The organism is Pseudoalteromonas sp. SG44-1 (assembly GCF_014164315.1).
Taxonomy (GTDB): domain Bacteria; phylum Pseudomonadota; class Gammaproteobacteria; order Enterobacterales; family Alteromonadaceae; genus Pseudoalteromonas; species Pseudoalteromonas rhizosphaerae.
This window is the reverse complement of sequence record NZ_JACJEW010000073.1, coordinates 1-19,111: the sequence shown is the minus strand read 5'-3', so window position 1 is coordinate 19,111 and position 19,111 is coordinate 1. Positions and strand designations below refer to the sequence as shown.

The window sequence follows — 19,111 nt, the reverse complement described above, 5'->3', positions numbered from 1 at the left end:
CAGCTAAAAGCAGAAACAAGCTTTAATAAAGGCATGCCCGCAAAACAGAAAAAAGCTATGCGCAGTACAGGTTACCTTGAAAAGGTATTGAAATCATAGGCTTTTTTCATGCTCTTGCCCTGGCTTTTACCCTGTCTTGCATTATAACCCCCCACATCCGCGGCTAGCTCGTTAATTTCATCCAGCAACGAGCCTTGCAATTGAAGAATCACGAGAGCTTCAAACAATATATCGCTTTTTACTACCTCACCTTCTTCAAGCTTTTGTACCGTGTAGCGAGATACACCAACCATCTTAGCGAACGTGCTTTGGGTATAAAGTAAAGTACGATGCTGGCGCGATTTGATATAGCATTCCTCTAAAGCGCAGCGCCTCTTAATCTCTGTGGTGAATACATCACTTACAATCAATTTGCACAAAGAGAAGACAATGAGGGTAAATAAGAATATAACGCAACGGGCTTTGAGCTTCGGGCTGCGTGCAGCGAGCTGGTGCAAACCCTAGCGCCTAGTCACTTCCCTAGAACCTAGCTCCTTTTAGCACCGTAGGCGTTAAGCTTGCTGACGCGAAAAGCGCAGCTTTTAAATTGTAGGAGGGAGTTTATCTAGCGGTCTGGTTTTTAATTGCAAATTATTCGTACATATAGCATTGGCGACGATATTTAAAGCTTTATATTATTTAATACTTGGTCGCAATATAACTTAAATACATCAAATGCATACTCCCAATTAAGGCTATGATTACCATAAACCATTGGCACGACATATTTATTAAAACGCGCTTCATAAATTGAATTCGCTTGTAATACACTTAAAGCAAACCTAAGTTCAGTAATCGGATTTTCCATAAATTCTGCATGCTGATTACCATAACGAGTAATATCTTCCGCGATGACTTTTTGCACTAAAGGTACTACATCTTGAACATTCGCCAATCCAGCTTGTTGAATATAATACGTATCATAAATATGGCGAATTAGCGCAGGATCATCGTCTCTTCTATTATCACGTGCAAAGCTCGCTGTGCGCCTAAGCATAGACACTAACTTTTCAGCTTGTGTACTCTTAATGCTAGAAAAATCCATCAGCGGCACTTCTGGTGCCTGTTGAGTTATCTCGTTCACTAAAGAAGATATATTGTGGCTTTGTACATTATCAAAAAGTAATGTTTCTATAAGCTCTAATTTAATAAACGGTCGTAAGCATGGAGCTTTTGAATGGGCTTGAGGATAACGAATATCAATTTGTTGATATCGATATTCATCAAAAACGGTTGGAGCATTTTCTACAGAAAAATAATCATATGAATTAATTGCATCAATTAACTGTAAATGGAGCGCTTTTCTTGCCTTTCTTCTTTTAGTTTTAGAGGTGTTAGCAGCTAAATCTTTAGGAATGATTTTTATATCAACATCTTCAGACATTCGATGAGTTTTAATGCCTGACTTTGTTAATGCCGTACCACCTGAAAAAACTAAAAAATGCGTATCAAAAAATAACTCTGAAAGTAGCTTTAGCAATGCAACTACGTAATAATCTTTTTCAACAATGGCAGGGTTACCCATACCAAGAGCATCTGCTACATCTAAAAATAAATCGCTATCAACTTGCATTGATAGCGCTATTATTTACAACAATCTTGCGCTTAAATCGACTATTGGTCATTATTTTAAATGAAGCGGGAACTTGTAAACTTTCACCATTAAGACTGCGTTGTGAAAATTCATCAAATTGATACTCAACGCCCAGTTTTTCAATAGCCTCTAAAATGACTCCATCAGCTCCCGCAGGTGATGCTGGCATTAACTTGCCAGTAATGCGATTTTCTCGCGCTTTGGTATAAAGCCCATACCCAATACGTAACAACTGGCCACTATCAACCAGTTTTTTTAAGACCCGTCCCACTTGGTCGTAACCAGCAATATCAGCAAAATCAGCGCGCTCAAAAACATAACGCCTAGAGCGATTTATTCTTGTCGTTACTTTACTTGCTATTGTCATATTAATTACTCTCGTTGCTTAGACAAAATATAGCAAACATACGACATTTAAACAATGCAAACATACGACACTTTGTTGATGTAATCACATCATCTTAATGGTATCTATCACCAGTAGGTGCGCGCTTTAACTGTGATTGTTTTTAAATTATTAGCTTCGGGCTACGAGTCGCGAGCGACGTGCTATGAATTCAGCCTAGCACCTAGTCACTTCCCTATCGCCTTTTACTTACACCGAAGAAACTTAAATAAACGCTTTCATACTTGGTAACAGCTCAACCTGCTCACTCAGTTCGCCAGCTGCTTTATTGATAATGTTAATACATAAGCCGATGTGTTCTAGTTCACTATTAGACAAATTATTTGCAATAGCAGTCGCTTTAGCCATTGTTATTGCAGCTAATACTGACTGAATTGTTTGACTCATCAGTAGCTGCATACGCGCAAGAGAAATATCAAACTCATCAGCAAAATCAGCTAACATATAAGCCGTTATTTCATTACTAAAATTACCCGCGCCTTGTGAATTATAGTCACCTAGCGACATTGCATAATGCCTTGAAATAGCTAGCTTTGAACCACCTTTTGCACAATCAATCCCCGCCTGTTCAATAATAGCCTCTATATTAACCAAGTCGTAAAACGGTGTGAGCTCTAAACCATTTTTGCCAACAAAAAAACTAATGTTCTTACCATGAGCATCATAATTACGCACTAAAATATTAAATGTTATCCAGCGAATAAGTTGCGCCTGATACGCTTGCAGATTCACTGTTTCAATATTGAAGAGCTTAGGAAAAGAAACACCATCTCGAATATAAATACCGTCCCCCTGATCACCGTGCTGACGCTCGTATTTGTAAGAAGGAGGCAAATTTGTCGCTTGGCACCCATCAATAACATGACGACGTAACACTCGGTTTTGCTCTTTAACAACACGCCTATCAAAACGATCGATAACAAAGGCCCGCATTTCACCATAGCTACGCAATTCAACGTCAGGCACATCAAGTCCTGCGCCTCTTGCCAGCAGCATAGTAAATAACTCATTTACGGCAATAAAAGGCGCAGCCCCCGTTTCAAACTTAAAGATTTTATTAGAGCATAACTGGCCTTCACCAAACCCTAGTTTTCCACCTATTTCGAGTAGGTTAAGCTTATCTTGAACCCCAGCAACCGAGAGCCTCGTTCGCCCGTCCCATAATGTAATAGGCTCGCCCGCTTGCTTAAAACGGTTCAACTTTTGACTCAATTGGTGATTCGTTACTTCACGAAAGGAGGTTTGCTTTACTGCACAATTACTTGCTCTAAACGATAAAGCACCTGATGTCTCCTCGCCAATCACTTTAATTAAGCCAAGGGTATACTCAAACCACCTCAAGATGCAGAATTCAGCGTTTCACAGGAGCTTAATATCAAGGCGTTACTTTGCAAGAATGGCAGTCCCTTTTAAGAAGTAACAACGCTGAGAGTAAGTGCCTGTGAAACTCCCAACAGGTTGGTTTAAAAGCAATTTATACTGCGTTATTGATTTTAACAATAGAACCACTATTACTTGCAATCAATGCCTTGCCTAAATCGCTTTTAATTCCAACTGAAACTCGTATCTAGAGGTAGTTTGAGTATGTATTCTTAGAAATGGTCGTGCTACTGATGATCTCCTCAAGGCCTTTCCCCTCAGGCAATAAGTTTTGCAAATAATTACGTACTGCACGAGAGTCAAAATCGCCATTGAGTGGCAAATGTGGTGAAACTGCAAAACCCTCGTTGATCCATTTAGCCTCATAAGTAAATGAAATCTCATTTTCAGAGCCTATTGCCAGCGTTATCTCAGCCACCTTTTGCGATTGACCGATAAACACATCTAAACGATTGGTGTTAGTACCACTGTTCATCGCTCACCTCATCATTGCTATGAGCTATATCATCACTGACAAGGCTGAACGACAACCCTAAATACTCCATAACTTTTAGTACATTATGCAGTTGCACAGTTACATCACCTTTTTCTATTTTTATTAGCGTAGGCTTAGAAATAGCAAGCGCTTGTGATACATCCACTAATGTCAGCTTCATACCAGTTCGCTTTGCAGTAATGGCTTTAGCCAGCTGCATGGGTGAAAATGGCTTAGAAAGCTCAGGCATTTCAGTACGCTTAACAACTCTTCCGAGTGTTTTTTTGACGGAGGAATCGCTCATTTATGGTCAACTATAGTTTACTTATACAACCAATTCTAGAATACCTTAAGAAAAAGTCAACGATACTTTACTTTTAGACTAAATAATTAATCAACAAGACCATAAGTAAAATGCATTTAACTTATGAATACTTGTAATTAAATTAAAACCCATAAGTAAATTTTAATTGACTAGTTTATAGAGTAAAACTGACAAGTTGAAAAAACGGGCTACGGATTAATCCTAGCTCCTAGTCACTACCCTAAAACCTAGCGCCTTTGCCTTAATCTATGATTGTTTTAAAACCAATTTTACCACCGAGCTCACCGAGGCGCGGCGCTACACAGAGAAGATAAAAAGTGCTTCGAGCGACGGGCTTCGAGCTACGAGCTACGAGCTACGAGCTACGAGCAAATCCTAGCTCCTTTTAGCACCGTAGGCGTTAAGCTTGCTGACGCGAAAAGCGAAGTTTTTGAATTGTAGCGGGAGTGTATCTCGCGCTTTGGTTTTTAATTAAATTTTACAAACCCATGCCTGCTAATTTAATTTTTGTAGCATAACCTCTTGCAGAAAACACTTTACATACGTGGTAAACAGAATCATCTTTATCAGCAGATACTCTATACGCTATTTGGGCTAGTTATTTAGCGACATACATAGGAGATGCCGCTAATCCTTGTGGTCTTGGAACAAAGTGCATGGCCTTAGTACATTCTTTTGATGAAGCTAACATTTCCCAAACTAACTCAATCACTTTATCGTTAATCTCTATTTGGCTAGCTGTGCCTTTACTAAAAAACACCTCTAAGATCTTTTTTACGTCCTTGTCATCAATACCTTCATATTTTTTAGATATCATCCATTCCTTTGTTAAACATTATTTTTATCAGCAATTCTTTGCTTCCGTCGGTTCCTATACCAATAAACTCGTTAGGTTTACCTTCTTCAATATAAGCAACATAGTTTTTGTAAGCCGAATTTTTTATTTCTAAATCAAAGAAGTAAACCCCACCTTTATCATATTTAATACCACTAGTAGTTGATTTTAAAAGGTTCTTTCTTTGGGCTTTTATATATTCGTTTTCAGATTCACCTTGAGGTATATATATAGATAAAAGGAGTTCTTTCACTGTCAATTTATTACCTGAAACAAAGAAGTGATCTTCATGTGTGAAGTTTTCATCTTCAAATGAAATATCAATATAAGAACCCTCTTTCTTTAATTTATAGCCCACGATATTGCCTTCATTATCAACGGCTTTTTTACAGCTATCGAAGGGTGCTATTGGCTTTACTAATTGATAAATAGTGCGATCTTTACCCTGTAAGTCGCAATCTAAAATAGCTGCATTTACATGAAGCGAGCATAGAGCTAAAAAAGAGAGGTAGATTATTTTCATTTATATCCTTTAAATTAAATATGTTCCTATTTTGATGGTGTCTGTTTTTTTTATGTGCAGCAATACCCATACAATATATGCAATTACTCCATAATCTTAATACGCTTAGCTTGTTGAAGCGAAAAGCGCAGCTTTTAAATTGTAGGCGAGTATATCTCGCGCTTTGGGTTTTAATTGCACATTCTTAGTTATGTCGCGTTGGCGACTGCAACCAAAGAGCATTTTCTACCAAATGAAAGCGCCGACCTCCCCTTGGAACCCCACGGCGCCCCGAGGATCACACTGCTTCCTCAATTTAAATTAATGATATGAACGTAAACGCGATGAAACACGTCCTTATGTAAGCATCGCTTAACGTGCATCCATGCGCTGTTATTACTCATCATTAATTTAATTTCGGGTGTGATCACGGGGGAACTGTCTTCACAGCAGTGTGTAATTTTGCCGTAGGCGTTAAGCTTGCTGACGCGAAAAAGCATACTGTGATCTTCAGTGTTAAATTTGCTGAATATTTAAAATCAAATTAATCAGAGCAGTATTTTTATTAGGTACTTCAATGTTATTCTATACAAATACATGACTGAAAGGACTCCGCATGATTTTAAAAGATAAAACGCTCGTCACAACCAACTCAGCAAAATTAAAAGCAGGCCAAAAACAAGAGCTAGACGTAGCATTTTACTTACGCCGCGCATTTAAAGACCACCCTCAAGTATTTGTGTTTAATGATGTAAAGTTTAAACACAACGGCGAAACCGCACAGATAGATCACCTTATTGTTTACACCTACGGGTTTATTCTTATTGAATCAAAAAGTATTACCGGTGAAGTTGCAATAAACCAACATCAAGAGTGGAGCCGCAGTTACCGTGGGCAATGGCAAGGCATGCCATCACCAATCAAACAAGTTGAGCTACAATTGGCATTACTAAAAAGTTTAGTAAGAGACAATGCTCCTCAACTCCTGCCAAAGATGTTTGGTAAAATACAACAAAATTTTGGTGGCCGTGAATGGCATAGCATCTGTGCAATATCGAGTAATGCCATAATTAATCGAGATAACACGCCAAAAACGCTTGAAGAGCGACTTGTAAAATCAGAGTTTATAGCAGATAAACTTTTAGACATAATGAAGCTCCCGGCATCAATACCAAATGCCCTGCACTTTTTCTCAACCAATACTCGCCCATGGTTTAGTGAAGAAAGCTTAGTAAGGATCTGTGAGTTTCTTTTAGAGCAAAATATTACTCCTGCCACACAGCTAAAAACTGATGCAATAGCATCAAGTCTCAACGAACCAAGCCCAATTTATCAAAATGAATCAACAGCTCTTGCACCAAGATCTATTGTTCCAACAATTAAAGAAGAGCAACCAAATGTTGTCAATGAAGTAAATTTACAATGTAAACAGTGCAGTAATAGCAAGACGCTTAAAGCGCGCTCAGGCCGCTACGGCTATTTTGTTACATGTGCTGAGTGCGATACCAACACACCAATGAAAACGTCTTGCCCGCAATGTAACAGCGCTAATACCAAAGTGAGCAAACGCAAAGAGTCTTATTCATTAGTGTGTAGTGATTGTGAAAACACTGCGTTTTTCAGACTTGATGGTTAAAGCTCGATAGCATTCAAAAATAAGAGGTATATCATTCCGGAAATTCATCAACCACTTCCACTGTTGCTATGTGTGATTTTAAAACATCATTATCTGTATAGTTTATTTGAAAATACAAAGTACCCTTTTTAAAAGGTTGAGCTTTCACTGATGGCATCAATTTGTAACATCTATATTTATTGTAAGATGGTAATTTCTGTTGTGGGCTTCCATCAAACAAAGGCAATGCTTGTGTCAATTTAAATCGTGTAGGAATATCTAAGCAAATAGCCCCACTAGTTGAGCCTTTTAAAATATACTGTGTATTGTTTGAGGAGTTATTTGAAACGAGTTTTATACCATTTTGCTTCATTGCTGCTAATTGCTTTTGAGCCTTATTTAAAGAAGCGATAGGTGCAGTAAGGTTATCACTTTTAATACCAGTAGAGCTTTTTAGTAACCCATTTATTTCAGCCTCTATTGGGTAAAGTAGTTTTCGCTTTTCCCATAGCTCTGGGTCCCCACCTTTGAGAATAGATAATCTAAGCCAAGTTTTATCAGTAAAATAATTAACTTTCTCCGTGCTTCCATCTGACTTTTCATCTGACTTTGACTTATGAACTAACCCTTCGCTACGCACTTCAAGCGTTTGTGGCTCCACATCTGATAAAGATGACCCAGCGGGTGTATCAGTTAAACCAATTGTCATTGCTGTAATTGGAGAAAGTAATATATCTGTAGCGTAACCAACAGGGTTACGTATCCCTTCTTCTTTACTGAAATAGTCGTAACATCGCCCAATAGCACACACTTCTTTCTTTATAAGCACTATTTCACCAGCTTTTAAAGGCAGAACATTTACATTATTGTTACCACTATGTCTATATAGCGAATTACCTGCAACAAAGTCCAAGTCTAGCTGAAGTACTAAGTCATTATCATTTGTACCTGTAACAGACTTTGCGATCTCTTTAGCTACTTTTATTTCTTCTGTGGTTACGGGGTTTGATAGACTTAGAGCCTCTCCTGCTGCTGCGATAAAATCAATAATACTTCCGGCTTTATCATTTTCATCTAAATCGTACTCATAGATTTTTAATTTGAGACTTAATAAGTCACTCTCCATTCGTTTAGGACCATATAGCGCTTTATGGAAAAATGGAGCTTTCGTAGCATCTGCAATTGAATCATACGGGCCTAATATTTTGGTAATAGTATCGCTTGATGTTCCTGTTACAACTTCTTCAAATTCAGCGACAATCAAAACTTCATTATCTCCGCCAATATCTGGTAGGTATCTTAGATAGGTATCCGTTAAATAAATACTAAAAGTATCATCGCCGCTTAAAGCATGAGCTTCATCAGTTTTATATATCATACCGTCAGCACTATACAATTCTTTGGCAGTAACAAGAGGAGAGGTAAGGTTTTTATCTGAACCGACGGAATAAATGGAGATATCACCGGTGCTTGCAGTGCAAGCACATAAAAGAGAACATAAAACAATAAATAATAAAAGCTTCATCAGAAATTCCTTTTCAACAAACTTAATGACTGGTTAAAATTTAGACCAAACAACATCAATGTCAACTTTTTATTAACACTTGTTACTTTATAATCTCATGGCTTACATTTTGTACTGGCTAAAGGGATTTAGAAACTTAGAATTTGTCGGGAATAAAATTCCGCCATGCAATCAATTACTCATCAATTGAGTCTTTTCAGGCAAAGTAACGGGGGAGTTTTCTTAACAGCATCGTTTAGGTTGACCGTAGACGTTAAGCTTGCTGACGCGAAAAGCGCAGCTTTTAATATCTAAGCTCGATGCCCGTAACTCGGTGCTCGTCGCTTTTATTTATACATGTCGCGTTGGCGACGGCAACCAAGGGGCGGATACCGCCGACCGCCCCTTGGAACCCCACGGCGCCCCGAGCATTTTGCAGTTTACTCAAAACCTCAATTGATATGAACGTAAACGCCGTGTATTCGCCGTCCATGGCGAAGTCACGGCTTTAATTGCATCCATGCAATCAATTACTCATCAATTGAGGTTTTTCGGGCAAAATGACGGGGGATTTATTAACAGCGGCGTTTAAGCTTACCGTAGGCGTTAAGCTTGCTGACGCAAAAAGCGCAGCTTTTAAATTGTAGGCGAGTTTACCTCGCGCTTTGGCTTTTAATTGCAAATTATTTATGAATGTCGCGTTGGCGACGGCAACCAAGGGGCGTACGATTTTCAACGTTGACTCTGCTGCAAGTAATTTATCCCTGAAGCTGGGTTCCTGTCAGCATCCATGCTTCCACTTCCTCGCGCTGCGAAACTTCGTTTCGGTCACTCGTCACCCACGGCGCCCCGAGGATCACACAGCTTCCTCAATTTAAATTAATGATATGAACGTAAATGCTGTGTATTCGCCGTCCATGGCAAAGTCACAGCTCAACGCGCATCCATGCGCTGCTATTACTCTTCATTAATTCAATTTCTGGGTTGATCACGGGGGAATTGCTTAGCAGCGTATTTTTGAATTGCAAATAGTAACTTGTTCGACACTTTGACACTTATTGTTGTTTAATCTTTCGCTATTAGCGGCCTCCAAACAGTAAAAGTTAACTTTAGTGCCAACCTTGTACAGTTCTTTCGCTCCTGACAGTTTGCTCATACTAAAGTGAAAATCGCCATCGTCTGAGGTGATAAAACCAAAGCCTCTATTTTTATCAAACATACGTATCTCACCAGACATGACACCCTTATTATTAAAGTTTTTATTTTTAACAAGTGTAATAAAACAGCGATCGTGGCTTTCTTCTACTATGTTGAAAAGGTTTGGTTTTTCTTTAATAAGTGCCTTTAAACTAGTAACGCGATAATTTCTAAAATCAAAAGATGAATCGAGCATTTTAAGAGTGCTGCCTAAGTCCCCTAAATAAACAGGCTCATTACTTTGAGCACAGCGCATGTAGGCAGTAACAAGTAATATATTTAAATTCTTATAAACTTCAGAATATGTTTGTTCTATTAAATTTTTTGTAAAAACAAAGTTATGGCAGGCTTTTATAAAGCGCTGAGGTGTATTCTCATTACCTATAGCCATTACGTGTAATCCTTTCTCTCTGATCCGCTGTGCTAAGCTGTAAAAACCACCATCACTTGATACAATACAAACCCCAGTAATGCGTTGGTTATTATTTATAAGCTCAATTGCATCCATCACCAGTGCATGGTCAGCAGCATCTTTACCATAATGAAATTGTTGTTTAGGGCTAGAAGCTGTTTTATGTAAAATTTTTTGCCAATTACTGTGTTGTACTGATGTCCAATCAGCATAGACCCATTTTATTGCTACAGTGCCGTATTTTTCCACTTCCTCGAGTAATGATGCATAGTCAGTGTGAGAGGCATTCTCACCATCAACTAAAACCGCAAATGTTAAATTCATTCTTTAGTCCTTAAATAAAGGCAAAGAGCTGCTTGTGCGCAGCTCTTACAGTTAGTTACTTACAAGCACCAGGTACACGACATGCGCACGATGTAGGAACATGACATGCATGCTCCTCGCAACGTGCCATTTGTGCTGATTTCTTTGAATAAAGCTCAGCAGTAGGAAAAGCACCAAAATGCTCCTCATATACTGTTACAGTTTCATCAAATGAGCTTTGTAACTTGGATTGATCTTTATCACCATAGATCCCAAAATATGGGTAGTGATGTAAGTAAAAACCAAATAAACACTCACAGTCATCCATGTAGCTTCGCGTGTCCAAAATATGCTCATGCCAAAACTTGTCGACCAACTTGCTAGGTACAAGCGACAACTTGGGATACCATTTTTTAAGCGATAAAAACTTGCGATATTCAAGCTCAGCAAAGTCACACAGTTCAGTATTCCAGGTAGCTTCGGCTGATTGGGTCAACTTCCACTTTAATTTTTCAAAATTCAAAGCTGCAACTTGCTGATTTAATTGCATACGTATATTTTCACTTAAGTACAAAGCAGGTGATTGTTTAATTTCTACTAATTGCTCCATTATTTTTTACCTCCATTTTTATTCAATTGCTTACCACGATTCCCATGCACTTTGGCATATTGCTGATTCACACCCTCATTACCTTTATTCGCATTTTGTTGGTTTGCTTGATTATTAGCTGGGCTGATTTTCTTTGCCATTTTGTATTCCTTATAAAAGTTGATGTGAACAAAATTATTCACCTTCGCTTTAAATAGGACTCAAAATTTTTGCGTGCTAAAAACGCTTTTGGCTGGAAAGCGCCATTTGAAAATACGAAAATTAAGCGATAATCACCCAATTTAAAACGTATCAGGTTTGGATCAATAATGAGCTTTCGCCCCCCAAGTTCTCTATAGCTGAGACCTAGTAAAAGCTGTTTATGTATTCTTTTAGCCTCAGCCATATAGCGGGCAGATTGACATGGTGGAAGGGTTTTAAGTATACGGTTGTATGATTTCATTATTAAACTCCAGTTTGTTAACTGGGTTTAATAATGACGTTGTGCGGAGCACTACAAAGAACTAACTTAAAATATTTTGTAAATATTCCCACGCATCTTTATTCTCATCTATTTGGGAATCGATGCTAGCAGTTAATTCTTTAACTAATGGAAGCTGCAGTAGGCGTTTATCTGTTACATTTTGAAGGATGCTCTTAGCCTCCATGCACTCTTTAGACTTAAGTTTTTTATCCGCTTTTATATAACTTTCTATAAAGCTATGCCAATTAACATCCCTATCATAAAGAACACCAAGGGGAGATAAGTCGGTATGACTAGCTTTTAGGCTTTGAAAAGGAGAAGGGAGCTGTTCAGTGAATAAATTAAAGTTATCATCAATCAATTTATTTTTAATGTTATCGAATGAAGATTGAGATACTCCAAAAAACAACATTTCTGCACTAAGCTCTTTTTTAGCGAATAAGTCTAACAGTTTAAATTCACGCTTATTAACTGATGATTTGGTAACATAGTACTCTTGAAATATTTTTTTTGTGCCAGCAGTGCCAACTAATGTATATAGGCACAAAGCATTATATATAGATGCTCGTCGGCCTCGAATTACTCTATGCTCAACACGCTTACCATAATTAGGTAAGCTTGGAGCAATGATCGCCTTTCTATATTCAAGCAGACGACTATTTGAAACATGTTTATCTGTTGATTCTTTATGCCCTTTTGTGAATATATTATTTAACGTATCATGAAGCTCTTTAGGTAACGTATCAGAAACTTTTTGCCTGATATATAACTTTGCAATTTGAGGTATAAGTTCAATTTCAGTGTCAACTGTCTCAGTCATGGTTTTTACACTCTATCGCACAATATGTCTCTTAGTTCAGAACGTTTGTAATATTCATCTTTTGCGCTTGCAACAAGTTCATTCACAGCCGCCATGCCTTTTTTACAACTATAATAATGCTTTGTGCTACGGTAACGACTATTTACTAAAACAAGTTCTCTATCGTAACGGTTATAAACTGCCCTAATAGCACCTATGCAAACCCCCATTTTAATTGCTTCAGCCTTCGATAAGCTAAATATACCTAACAAACTATTTTTATCTTCAACAACTTCTGAGCATGCAGCTGCAATATTATAGACTTTTTTAGCTTTAACTAAAGCCTCGCCTGCACATTCTCCAAGCTCTATAAATTGTTTTTTATTAAATAAAACAAAGCTGTTTTCTTCAACTTTAGAATACTCATCGCACCCATAAGGCAATTCACTTTTAGCGTAACTAGGCTGAGAACATAGAATTAAAAGAAGAGCTAAACCAATAAAATATTTCATTATTTAAGCTCCTTGCTGCAAAACCTAAAGCCATACAGAATAATGCCTACACAAATAAAAGTATCAAAAATCAAAAATGCCTCGTAATCGGCGCTAGCTTCAAATATTTCAAGCGCACTAAATAAATCCATCCCTTTAGAAGCCCCCAAAAAAGCCATACTCAGAGATATCAAAAGCAAATAGTAAATATTTAAGATAACAACTTTAAATAATGAATTAGCTGCCATAGCAAACCAATAACGCTTAATAGAGTAAGCTTTTAAGTTAACCCTTAACGAATTTAAATTAAATAAAATTAAGCCAACTAATAAAGTTCTCGAAAATCGTTCAAGTGGCGTTATCGTGTTGTAGCTACCTACCCCATTAATAATCTCTTTATCAAAAGGTAGATAGTAAATAGAAATAAAAAGAAATGAACAAGCTAAAAAAATAACGATGTGCAACAAGTGGTTAAAAAAACCAACTGGTTGGTCCCTAAAAGTATATAAATCTTTAGGATTTGCAAACTTCCAGCTTTTTCTTTTTTTATTTAAAAATGAAAATTCATTCTTAGTAAGTGAAACAAATTGGTGTTTATTTGCATCAGTATGTGCAGAGTTACTTGTCTGATCGTTAGTTGAAGAAGGAGTAGCAGTATATTCTGTATTTGTAGTGGCTGATTGCATCTACTTTCCTTGTAAATATTTTTTATCAATTATGCCAATATATACCGAAAACACAATAAGTTATAAAAAATAAAAACTCAGCTAAAATACTTACACTTTTCAATATATAGGCTGTCGCTAAACTTGATCTACCATATTAAATATATTTATTATGTCGCGTTGGCAACGGCAACCAAGGGGCAATTGATCTTCAAATAAACTCTGTTGCAAATAATTTATCCTTGAAGCTAGGTTACTCATCAATTGAGTCTTTTCGGGCACAAATGACGGGGGCGTTTTCTTAACAGCATCGTTTAGGTTGACCGTAGGCGTTAAGCTTGCTGACGCGAAAAGCGCAGCTTTTAAATTGTAGGCGGGAGTTAACCTCGCGCTTTGGTTTTTAATTGCAAATTTGATGGTTAATGTCGCGTTGGCGACTGCAACCAAGGGGCGTACGTTTTTCACTGTTGACTCTGCTGCAAGTAATTCATCCCTGAAGCTGGGTTCTTGGCAGCATCCATGCTTCCACTTCCTCGCGCTGCGAAACTTCGTTTCGGTCACTCGTCACCCACAGCGCCCGAGGATCACACTATTTCCTCAATTTAAATTAATGATATGAACGTAAATGCTGTGTATTCGCCGTCCATGGCGAAGTCACAGCTTATTGCGCATCCATGCGCTGTTATTACTCATCATTAATTTAATTTCGGGTGTGATTACGGGGAATGATCTTAACAGCTGCCTTTAATTCAATAGTGAGTTAATGCTTGTTTACATTGGTTTTTTTAGTAAACTGAATGCTCGCAAACATGGAGTGATTTAATGCAGCAAATTGGTATTTACGAGCAGTTAATTACGCAAGTAATTGAGCAAAATTTAAATCGTGACCAATTTTATGTGGGCGAACGCCAACTAGAATCGGCTGAGGCGGCTACGTGGCTTTCGCGCTTTTTAGGTAAGCTTGTTGAACATGCAGTCGATGCAATCCCTAATTCAAGCGAGCGTTTACAAGAGCAAATTAATCTCGCAAACAGCCTTGTGCTTTGGCTTAAAGATCATATTCGCGATGACGAGCTGATCAACGAAAACCTTATCGACAGCCAAGGGCGTATTCTTACTGCACTGTTTAATACCCAAAATCCCATTGCGGCCAATCTTAAAGATTACTCTCACGATATTTTTCCGCTAACAGGGCTTACCCAAAGCGAATTGTTTAGCGGTGCGAATGCGGGTATATCGCTCGAAACCGAGCTAAAACGCGAGATTAAATCGTCCGACACTATTTACTGGCTTGTCTCATTTATAAAATGGACGGGGTTACGCATATTTAAAAATGAGCTTGAAGCCTTTACCAAAAGCGGTAACAAACTCAAAGTAATTACCACCTCGTATATGGGCGCAACGGATGCTAAAGCGGTTGAGTTTTTAGCAAACTTGCCAAACACTGAGGTAAAACTTAGTTACAACAACCAACAAGAACGCTTACACGCCAAGTCATACTTGTTTATGCGTAATACGGGTTTTCATACCGGTTATATTGGCTCGTCTAATTTATCGCATTCGGCGCTTACCAGCGGCCTTGAGTGGAACTTAAAAATTACCGCGCAAGAAATCCCGCACATCATAGCTAAAACCAAAAGTACCTTTGAAACCTACTGGCAGTCGCCAGATTTCGAGCTATTTACTGGCAAAGCTGAATGTAAAGAAAAGCTCATAAATTCACTTAACGAGCAACGTGGTGTTGGCCAAGCAAGCAGCCAGTTTTATTTTGATATCACGCCAAAAACCCATCAGCTCACTATTTTAGAAAAGCTAAGCGTCGAGCGTAGCGTGCATAACCGCTTTAAAAATTTAGTGGTTGCCGCAACGGGCACGGGTAAAACAATAATATCGGCGTTTGACTTTAAAGCCGTTTACGACAAAAACCCAAACGCCCACTTTTTGTTTGTAGCCCACCGTGAAGAAATATTAAAACAAGCGCAAAGCGCTTATCGTGGTGTGCTTAAAAATAACGATTTTGGCGAGTTGTGGGTGGGTAACTATAAGCCACAACGTTACAACCAATTATTTGCGTCAATCCAAACATTAAACAGCCAAATTGAATCGCTTAATCTAACCCACGATTACTACAACTATATTGTGATAGATGAAGTGCATCACGTAAGCGCTGCAAGTTATCGCGCTATTTTAAATCACTTTACGCCCACAATATTACTTGGCTTAACTGCAACACCAGAGCGTCAAGATGGTGCTAATATACTCGATGATTTTTGCGGCGTAATAGCCGCCGAAATCCGCTTACCAGAGGCAATAAATCAGCGCCATTTATGCCCGTTTCAATACTTTGGATTAGATGACGATACCGACCTAAGCCAAATAACATGGCGTGCTGGCCGTTACGATATAAGCGAGCTAAGTAACCTTTATACAGGGGAGAACAGCCGCGCAAATAAAATTATATCCAGCCTTGCGGATATAGTGACTAATGTTCACGATATAAAAGCGTTGGCATTTTGCGTAAGCCAAAAGCACGCAGAGTTTATGGCATCTAAGTTTAATTTAGCAGGCATAAATGCCGATGTGCTGATCAGCAAAAACACCAATGAACGGGCGCACAAGCAACAAGCACTGCGCCAAGGCGAAATACAAATACTTTGCGTAGTTGATATTTTTAACGAAGGGGTCGATATTCCAGAGGTCGATACCCTGTTATTTTTACGCCCCACAGAAAGCCTAACGCTGTTTTTACAGCAACTAGGCCGTGGCCTGCGCCTGCCCGACAACAGCTTTTCTTTAGGTAGATCAAAGCAGTGCTGTACCGTACTCGACTTTGTAGGCAACGCTCGCCCAGAATACGACTTTGCCAGTAAGTTTCGCGCACTCATTGGTAAAAGCAACCAACCAATAAAAACCGAGGTTGAAAACAACTTCCCGCATTTACCACTGGGTTGCCGCATAGAGCTACAAAAGCGCACACAACAAACAATACTAAAAAATATTCAGCAAGCCATAAACACTAAACGCCGTTTACAACAACTTATAAATAGCTATTCGCAACACACCAATGATGCGCTAACGCTCAGTAATTTTTTACGCATAAACCCGCAAGTCACGCTTGAAGATATATACAAACCAAAAGATAAAAAGCTCGGTGGCTGGCAATGGTTAAAAGGCGATGAAATCCCCGCAGAACAAGCCGACATTTACGCCGCGTATTACCGCGCTATTAACACCCAATTACTCGGCTGCGACTCGCTCAGCTACTTATGCTTTTTACGTGATTTATGTAACAACGACTTTTACTTTAACCCAACAGCACAAAACCAACAGTACGCGCTTATGGCGCATTACAACTTTTGGGATAGCACAGGCACAAGTTTAGGGTTTAAAACCCTTAAACAAAGCTTACTAGCACTTAAACACAAAGAGCTACAACAGGAACTTGCCCAAGTGATCGCGCTTTTAATAAACCGCATTCACCAGCAAGAAAGCGATTTAGCGTGCTTACCTAGTCATGCAATAAAATTACACAGCCGCTACACACGCCAACAAATACTCGCTGCGTTTGGCGCACATTCGTTTAATAAAAAATCGACCGCCCGCGAAGGTGTATTAGAATTTAAAAACCAAAACCTAGAGTTATTATTTGTAACACTCAACAAGTGCGAAAAAACCTACTCGCCCACCACGCTATATCACGATTACGCAATCAGCCCTACCCTGTTTCATTGGCAGACGCAAAACAGCGCACGCCCAGAACACGGCCGCGGCCTAAGTTATATTGAACACAAAAAAACAGGCAAAACCATCCTGTTATTTGTGCGCGAACAAGGCAAAGACGAAAACGGCCGAACCATGGGGTTTGTAAACTACGGCGAGGTTAAATATCAAAGCCACAACGGCAGCCAGCCAATGAATATAACGTGGGAGCTCACCAACCCAATGCCAAGTGAAATGTGGCATGAGGCTGGGAAATTAGCGGTTGGATGATAAATTGTTTTTAATGCAATAAAAGGAATTTAAAATGAGAACGAACCCATGGCTAGAAAAGTCAAAACTAAACCTTATTCCATTAAGTTTAGCTGATGAGTTTATAGAAGCTTTAAAAGAATGGGCTTTTACAGGTGAAGTTCAAGACTACGGAGATGCAACAGAAGATTGTGAACTCTGTGAACACCCAGAGTTACGCTATCATTTTGAGATACTGAATGAAATTAAAAAAAGTTCTCTATGGGTAGGCTCTAGTTGCATATTACGCTTTCAAGAAATCGGTGTTTTTGATGAAGATGGAAATCGTCTTATCGATAAGTCATCACGTAGTAAAGAACTAAATCGTATGCTAAAAAAAGCCTTAGAAGATAAAATGCTAGATCCGTTACGCAAGCTCTGGAAAGCAAGAGACAGGAATAGTGACGAACGGCTGTTCATTGAACGAGCCGTTAGAAATTACAAACTGCAATCAGCTTTTACGCCAATTGAGTTACTCAACTTATTTAAACTTTTAGATTCATCAAACATAAGTTATGACCCCAAAAATTACAAAATAAGCCTACGTTCTGACGACAATAAATATTCTATTTACTCAATGTCAAATGACGACTTACAATTAATTAGACCATGTTTTACAAATGAACAAATGAAAAAGCATACTGCCTTATTCGAGTCATAATTAAGAACTAAATAATTTACATCTTTTTATGTTCAAATACATTATGTAACTAGTCAGACCATAAAAAATACCATAACTAATTAACCGACCTCAAATCAAAACCTCCCCTCAGCTAGGCAGTATCACGAGTAAACAATCAGCATAATTCAGAAAGATCTTGCAATGATTTTAAAAGATGAGCATTTTTATCTTTAAGGCTCCAAGGAAAGTACTTCAGCAAACTCCTCATACTCTGCATTTTTACCGACCAAAGATGAAGCAATAGCTTTAATATCGAGTTTAATTAAATCATTTCCTCTGAAGCTCAAGTGATTACTGTACTTGTCTAACAAAAATAACGATAAGTGCCTTGAAAAACCAATATTTTGTAACTCCATTACTCTACGATCATTAGTGCCATATTCAAGAAATTCAGCCCAATTTTCACCAGCATAATTCTCCCCCAATTTCTCTGTAAGTAATAGGAAATAATTATCGAAATAGTTTTTTAATTTAAATCTAACTATATGGTCTATATCAGTTATTAATTCATTAATAACCATATTTATATGGGTCTTATCTTGTCGTTTGAATGGTATTAAGCATCTCGATGATTCGTCCCAAATTTCTCCTTTTTTATCAAAATGTTTTAATGAGTTTAATACCATTAGATTTAATGGTGTAGAAGTCATCCAACTTGATAATAAAACTGCATAGTACTTTATGCGTATTCTCATGACTTTGATCACCGATTCTCATCAGCTTTGATCACTTGATTTATCATTTTGTAGAGCCGTTTTTAAATTAGCTTAACTGATCATCATCAGTCAATTTATTTAACTGTTTTC

The 19,111-nt window shown here is 38.2% G+C and carries 21 protein-coding genes; 3 read left to right on the top strand and 18 right to left on the bottom strand.

Translation table 11 applies throughout. The features are described 5' to 3' along the window. Positions 1–71: 71 nt before the first annotated feature. From H5187_RS24735 to H5187_RS20795, 8 genes are all read right to left on the bottom strand, one after another. Entirely contained in the window at positions 72–497 is a 426-nt protein-coding gene (locus H5187_RS24735) for a hypothetical protein (RefSeq protein WP_259401753.1), read from the bottom strand. Positions 498–661: 164 nt separating this feature from the next. Next, a complete protein-coding gene (locus H5187_RS20825) occupies positions 662–1,612 on the bottom strand; it encodes a nucleotidyl transferase AbiEii/AbiGii toxin family protein (RefSeq protein WP_182798271.1) in 951 nt (316 codons plus the stop codon). Continuing rightward, on the bottom strand, positions 1,602–2,000 hold the full coding sequence (locus H5187_RS20820; RefSeq protein ID WP_182794393.1) for a DUF6088 family protein: 399 nt from the start codon (positions 1,998–2,000) through the stop codon (positions 1,602–1,604). Before H5187_RS20820 ends, H5187_RS20825 begins: the two co-directional genes overlap by 11 nt. Positions 2,001–2,243: 243 nt before the next feature. Further along, positions 2,244–3,380, bottom strand: coding sequence for a HipA domain-containing protein (locus tag H5187_RS20815; protein ID WP_259401752.1), 1,137 nt, complete (start codon positions 3,378–3,380; stop codon positions 2,244–2,246). 226 nt (positions 3,381–3,606) lie between these two features. Continuing rightward, entirely contained in the window at positions 3,607–3,894 is a 288-nt protein-coding gene (locus tag H5187_RS20810) for a HipA N-terminal domain-containing protein (RefSeq protein ID WP_259398490.1), read from the bottom strand. Next, positions 3,878–4,198 carry a helix-turn-helix domain-containing protein gene (locus H5187_RS20805; protein WP_145242858.1) on the bottom strand — a complete coding sequence of 107 codons (321 nt, stop codon included), beginning with the start codon at positions 4,196–4,198 and terminating at the stop codon, positions 3,878–3,880. Before H5187_RS20805 ends, H5187_RS20810 begins: the two co-directional genes overlap by 17 nt. Before the next feature lie 619 nt (positions 4,199–4,817). Beyond that, positions 4,818–5,036, bottom strand: coding sequence for a hypothetical protein (locus tag H5187_RS20800; RefSeq protein ID WP_182762103.1), 219 nt, complete (start codon positions 5,034–5,036; stop codon positions 4,818–4,820). After that, complete coding sequence (locus H5187_RS20795; protein WP_182783986.1) at positions 5,026–5,577, bottom strand: hypothetical protein; 552 nt, start codon at positions 5,575–5,577, stop codon at positions 5,026–5,028. The genes H5187_RS20800 and H5187_RS20795 overlap by 11 nt, the downstream gene beginning before the upstream one ends. Before the next feature lie 595 nt (positions 5,578–6,172). Here H5187_RS20795 and H5187_RS20790 point away from each other — a divergent pair. After that, the gene (locus H5187_RS20790) at positions 6,173–7,192 is read left to right on the top strand and encodes a nuclease-related domain-containing protein (protein WP_182798270.1); all 1,020 of its coding nucleotides are present in this window, start codon (positions 6,173–6,175) and stop codon (positions 7,190–7,192) included. Between the two features lie 31 nt (positions 7,193–7,223). Here the strand turns inward: H5187_RS20790 and H5187_RS20785 are convergent, their stop codons facing one another. From H5187_RS20785 to H5187_RS20745, 9 genes are all read right to left on the bottom strand, one after another. Next, complete coding sequence (locus H5187_RS20785; protein ID WP_182798269.1) at positions 7,224–8,696, bottom strand: hypothetical protein; 1,473 nt, start codon at positions 8,694–8,696, stop codon at positions 7,224–7,226. A gap of 982 nt (positions 8,697–9,678) precedes the next feature. After that, on the bottom strand, positions 9,679–10,608 hold the full coding sequence (locus tag H5187_RS20780; RefSeq protein ID WP_182798268.1) for an NYN domain-containing protein: 930 nt from the start codon (positions 10,606–10,608) through the stop codon (positions 9,679–9,681). A 55-nt stretch (positions 10,609–10,663) separates the two neighbouring features. Further along, the gene (locus H5187_RS20775; RefSeq protein WP_259401751.1) at positions 10,664–11,197 is read right to left on the bottom strand and encodes a hypothetical protein; all 534 of its coding nucleotides are present in this window, start codon (positions 11,195–11,197) and stop codon (positions 10,664–10,666) included. After that, a complete protein-coding gene (locus H5187_RS20770) occupies positions 11,197–11,337 on the bottom strand; it encodes a hypothetical protein (RefSeq protein WP_182798267.1) in 141 nt (46 codons plus the stop codon). Before H5187_RS20770 ends, H5187_RS20775 begins: the two co-directional genes overlap by 1 nt. Before the next feature lie 38 nt (positions 11,338–11,375). Continuing rightward, entirely contained in the window at positions 11,376–11,639 is a 264-nt protein-coding gene (locus H5187_RS20765) for a hypothetical protein (protein WP_182798266.1), read from the bottom strand. A 61-nt stretch (positions 11,640–11,700) separates the two neighbouring features. After that, entirely contained in the window at positions 11,701–12,480 is a 780-nt protein-coding gene (locus tag H5187_RS20760) for a hypothetical protein (protein ID WP_182798265.1), read from the bottom strand. Positions 12,481–12,485: 5 nt separating this feature from the next. Continuing rightward, complete coding sequence (locus tag H5187_RS20755; RefSeq protein ID WP_182798264.1) at positions 12,486–12,971, bottom strand: hypothetical protein; 486 nt, start codon at positions 12,969–12,971, stop codon at positions 12,486–12,488. Then, complete coding sequence (locus H5187_RS20750) at positions 12,971–13,636, bottom strand: hypothetical protein (RefSeq protein ID WP_182798263.1); 666 nt, start codon at positions 13,634–13,636, stop codon at positions 12,971–12,973. The genes H5187_RS20755 and H5187_RS20750 overlap by 1 nt, the downstream gene beginning before the upstream one ends. A gap of 117 nt (positions 13,637–13,753) precedes the next feature. Further along, complete coding sequence (locus H5187_RS20745) at positions 13,754–14,176, bottom strand: hypothetical protein (protein WP_182798262.1); 423 nt, start codon at positions 14,174–14,176, stop codon at positions 13,754–13,756. Positions 14,177–14,437: 261 nt separating this feature from the next. Here H5187_RS20745 and H5187_RS20740 point away from each other — a divergent pair, with 261 nt between their 5' ends. Together H5187_RS20740 and H5187_RS20735 are read left to right on the top strand one after the other, a co-directional pair. After that, a complete protein-coding gene (locus H5187_RS20740) occupies positions 14,438–17,605 on the top strand; it encodes a DUF3427 domain-containing protein (RefSeq protein WP_182798261.1) in 3,168 nt (1,055 codons plus the stop codon). A gap of 34 nt (positions 17,606–17,639) precedes the next feature. Next, the gene (locus tag H5187_RS20735) at positions 17,640–18,284 is read left to right on the top strand and encodes a hypothetical protein (RefSeq protein ID WP_182798260.1); all 645 of its coding nucleotides are present in this window, start codon (positions 17,640–17,642) and stop codon (positions 18,282–18,284) included. Between the two features lie 191 nt (positions 18,285–18,475). Here the strand turns inward: H5187_RS20735 and H5187_RS20730 are convergent, their stop codons facing one another. Continuing rightward, positions 18,476–18,955, bottom strand: coding sequence for a hypothetical protein (locus H5187_RS20730; protein ID WP_182798259.1), 480 nt, complete (start codon positions 18,953–18,955; stop codon positions 18,476–18,478). Positions 18,956–19,111 lie beyond the last annotated feature (156 nt).

Excerpts from the sequence above, each read along its gene's own strand:
- H5187_RS20765 (WP_182798266.1), bottom strand. The coding sequence starts at position 11,639 with ATGAAATCATACAACCGTATACTTAAAACCCTTCCACCATGTCAATCT.
- H5187_RS20760 (WP_182798265.1), bottom strand. The coding sequence starts at position 12,480 with ATGACTGAGACAGTTGACACTGAAATTGAACTTATACCTCAAATTGCA.
- H5187_RS20790 (WP_182798270.1), top strand. The coding sequence starts at position 6,173 with ATGATTTTAAAAGATAAAACGCTCGTCACAACCAACTCAGCAAAATTA.
- H5187_RS20825 (WP_182798271.1), bottom strand. The coding sequence starts at position 1,612 with ATGCAAGTTGATAGCGATTTATTTTTAGATGTAGCAGATGCTCTTGGT.
- H5187_RS20805 (WP_145242858.1), bottom strand. The coding sequence starts at position 4,198 with ATGAGCGATTCCTCCGTCAAAAAAACACTCGGAAGAGTTGTTAAGCGT.
- H5187_RS20730 (WP_182798259.1), bottom strand. The coding sequence starts at position 18,955 with ATGACTTCTACACCATTAAATCTAATGGTATTAAACTCATTAAAACAT.
- H5187_RS20800 (WP_182762103.1), bottom strand. The coding sequence starts at position 5,036 with ATGATATCTAAAAAATATGAAGGTATTGATGACAAGGACGTAAAAAAG.
- H5187_RS20820 (WP_182794393.1), bottom strand. The coding sequence starts at position 2,000 with ATGACAATAGCAAGTAAAGTAACGACAAGAATAAATCGCTCTAGGCGT.
- H5187_RS20750 (WP_182798263.1), bottom strand. The coding sequence starts at position 13,636 with ATGCAATCAGCCACTACAAATACAGAATATACTGCTACTCCTTCTTCA.
- H5187_RS20810 (WP_259398490.1), bottom strand. The coding sequence starts at position 3,894 with ATGAACAGTGGTACTAACACCAATCGTTTAGATGTGTTTATCGGTCAA.
- H5187_RS20775 (WP_259401751.1), bottom strand. The coding sequence starts at position 11,197 with ATGGAGCAATTAGTAGAAATTAAACAATCACCTGCTTTGTACTTAAGT.
- H5187_RS20795 (WP_182783986.1), bottom strand. The coding sequence starts at position 5,577 with ATGAAAATAATCTACCTCTCTTTTTTAGCTCTATGCTCGCTTCATGTA.
- H5187_RS20770 (WP_182798267.1), bottom strand. The coding sequence starts at position 11,337 with ATGGCAAAGAAAATCAGCCCAGCTAATAATCAAGCAAACCAACAAAAT.
- H5187_RS20755 (WP_182798264.1), bottom strand. The coding sequence starts at position 12,971 with ATGAAATATTTTATTGGTTTAGCTCTTCTTTTAATTCTATGTTCTCAG.
- H5187_RS20735 (WP_182798260.1), top strand. The coding sequence starts at position 17,640 with ATGAGAACGAACCCATGGCTAGAAAAGTCAAAACTAAACCTTATTCCA.
- H5187_RS20740 (WP_182798261.1), top strand. The coding sequence starts at position 14,438 with ATGCAGCAAATTGGTATTTACGAGCAGTTAATTACGCAAGTAATTGAG.
- H5187_RS20780 (WP_182798268.1), bottom strand. The coding sequence starts at position 10,608 with ATGAATTTAACATTTGCGGTTTTAGTTGATGGTGAGAATGCCTCTCAC.
- H5187_RS20785 (WP_182798269.1), bottom strand. The coding sequence starts at position 8,696 with ATGAAGCTTTTATTATTTATTGTTTTATGTTCTCTTTTATGTGCTTGC.